The sequence below is a fragment of the Balneolales bacterium ANBcel1 genome (assembly GCA_029688905.1).
GTDB lineage: Bacteria > Bacteroidota > Rhodothermia > Balneolales > Natronogracilivirgulaceae > SLLW01.
The window spans coordinates 1-2,563 of record JARULB010000019.1 but is presented as its reverse complement, the minus strand read 5'-3'; the positions used below and the strand labels follow the sequence as shown (position 1 = coordinate 2,563).

Annotated in this window: 2 protein-coding genes; both read left to right on the top strand. The window is 30.9% G+C overall.

Annotated elements, in window-relative coordinates:
• Positions 1 to 76: 76 nt before the first annotated feature.
• Positions 77 to 1,405 carry a hypothetical protein gene (locus QA596_12825; GenBank protein ID MDG5768335.1) on the top strand — a complete coding sequence of 443 codons (1,329 nt, stop codon included), beginning with the start codon at positions 77 to 79 and terminating at the stop codon, positions 1,403 to 1,405.
• Positions 1,406 to 1,447: 42 nt separating this feature from the next.
• Positions 1,448 to 2,455, top strand: coding sequence for a glycosyltransferase family protein (locus tag QA596_12820; protein MDG5768334.1), 1,008 nt, complete (start codon positions 1,448 to 1,450; stop codon positions 2,453 to 2,455).
• Positions 2,456 to 2,563: the final 108 nt, after the last annotated feature.

The following is a 2,563-nucleotide window of genomic DNA, read 5'->3' as shown; positions in this document are numbered from 1 at the left end:
GTGGCCATTAATACTTATAATTGATGTTACTTAACTAACTTTTCTTATATTCCAAGATATATAATATTATTATAATATGGAAATTGACAAAATACAAATTATCATATATTATGCTCTTTGCTCAGTTATTATTACAATCATAATACTAATAGGCTTATCTACACTTTCTCTTTCTATATACCTTTACAATATAGGTCTTATTATTTTCGAAGAATACAAAGGCTACTATTTTACAATATCATTTTTAGTATTTGCTAGTTCAATTTTATTTATATTCATTTTTCCTATATTTTTAGCAATTATATATAGACTCTTTTTTTTGGGAAAAAGAGAAGGTAGAACGCATGTCTTGTCTCCTAAAAATATAAGCTTTTTTTATTTATCTTGTACCCTTTCCCTTTCAGAGTTTTTTCTTTTAAAGTTTATACGTGGAACACCTCTTATAATTTTTTATTATAAACTAATGGGAGCAACTATTGGAAAGGGAACTATAATTACGACAACAAGAATCAATGATCCTGATTTAACAACTATTGGAAACAATTGTATAATCGGAGGAGATTCTCAATTAAATGGTCATATTGCTCAAAAAAACTATTTAATAAGAAAAAGAATAATAATTGGAAATAACGTAACAATAGGTCAATCGGCATCCATTTTTCCAGGTTCTATCTTACCTAACAACTGTGTAGTTGGTGCTCAATCCTTGGTTCCTAGAAATTTCCTTGGAATAGAGAATCAAGTATATCTCGGCGTTCCAATTCGATCAATCTCTGATCGTCACATTATTAGCTCAAGTAAGAAACAAAAATCACTTTCAAAAAAAGAATTACCATCTTATAACAGTGTATCCTCATTGGATGAGACAAGTTTAATTTTAGAGTCTTACAAACTTAGACATAATGAGATATTATCACTTGAATCATTTTTCAATCGGGTAATAATCACTTCCATTTCAGCTTTTGCAGCTATACTTGTTTATGCCATTAATTTTGAAATGACAAATCTCATAGGCTTCTTGCCTACACTAGTGGCTTTAGTGGGAATTCTTCTTTCATTTATAACGGTTGGAATTAACACACTAGGTTTCTATTTGTCTCAATTAGAAAAGAAACTTAATACTGAGGGTTTTGATTGGGAGATGACATGGGGTGCAATGGGTAATAATCAAGCTTTAAGAACACCAAGTGTTATACTAGTTATTCTATTATTATTTATATATATATCTACTTTTTGGCTTACATATGATGGCAAAGTAGTTGATCCAGAAGCAAGTTTTATTGGTTTTGATCTAACTACTTTTTGTATTTATTCATCTACCATATCCGGTATTATATGTGGTATCTCACTTATTGGTTTGTTTTTACGAACATTGAGTATGTCATCGACTATAAGCTTGAAGTGAAGTTTATCTTTTATTGTATATAAAAAATACAACCTCTAGATAATGCGAATTTTATATGGTGTACAAGGTACTGGTAATGGACATATTTCTAAGGCAAATTCATTGATTCCTATCATTGCTAAATATGCTAATGTAGATATCCTGATCAGTGGTATGAACTATCAAGCCTCACTATTTAAAAAGCCAATTTATGCTACAACAGGTCTTTCATTTACATTTGGAAAAAATGGTGGAATAAACATTTTTGACACCTTAATAAAACTCAAGCCATTCAAGTTCATATATGATATATATGACTTTCCAATATCAAATTATGATTTAGTAATAAGTGATTTTGAGCCTGTAACAGCTTGGGCATCATATATACACGATATACCTTCTATAAGTGTTGGCCACCAAGCATCATTCCTGTCTAAAAAAACCCCTAGACCTCAAAAAACTAATTTATTTGCTGAATTTCTGTTTTCTTATTTTTCTCCATGTAATGATTATATTGGAATTCATTTTGATAATTATGACTACAATATATTTACCCCATTAATACACCCAGTATTTTATAATATTGATATTTCATTAATGAACCATATTACAGTATACCACCCCGCTTATCATTTTAAAAAATGGATCCCTATACTCAATAATCTGAAGGATGTTGAATGGCATTTATTTACCCGCGATATAAAAGAAAATAAACAAATAAATAACGTAACTTTAAAACCATTCAATCATTATGAATTTGCAATTAGTATGGCAAGTTCAATAGGAGTAATTACAGCCGCTGGTTTTGAAACTCCAGCTGAAGCATTACATCTTGGTAAACGGATTTTATCAATACCTATGAAGAATCAATATGAACAACAGTGTAATGCTATTGCTCTTGAAATGCTAGGTGCATTAACAGTTAAGAAGCTTCATCGTGGTATTGACTCAACTATTTATTCTTGGTTATCAACTCCTATGCCAGCTCCGATGAATTACCCTGATGTAAGAGAAGATATTACCCAGTCAATACTTAATATGTACAAGAAGATTCTAACTTTTGGCCACTAACAATCGGTTTCAACCTGACAGCGGCCTTGCTTTTAAAAAAATCACTGCTGGAGAGAATGCTTCCCGCATTCTCTGAGTGCAGCGTTGCCGCTGCAGGTTAAACCTGTG

Coding starts and splice junctions, on each gene's coding strand:
- QA596_12825 (MDG5768335.1), top strand. CDS start 77: ATGGAAATTGACAAAATACAAATTATCATATATTATGCTCTTTGCTCA.
- QA596_12820 (MDG5768334.1), top strand. CDS start 1,448: ATGCGAATTTTATATGGTGTACAAGGTACTGGTAATGGACATATTTCT.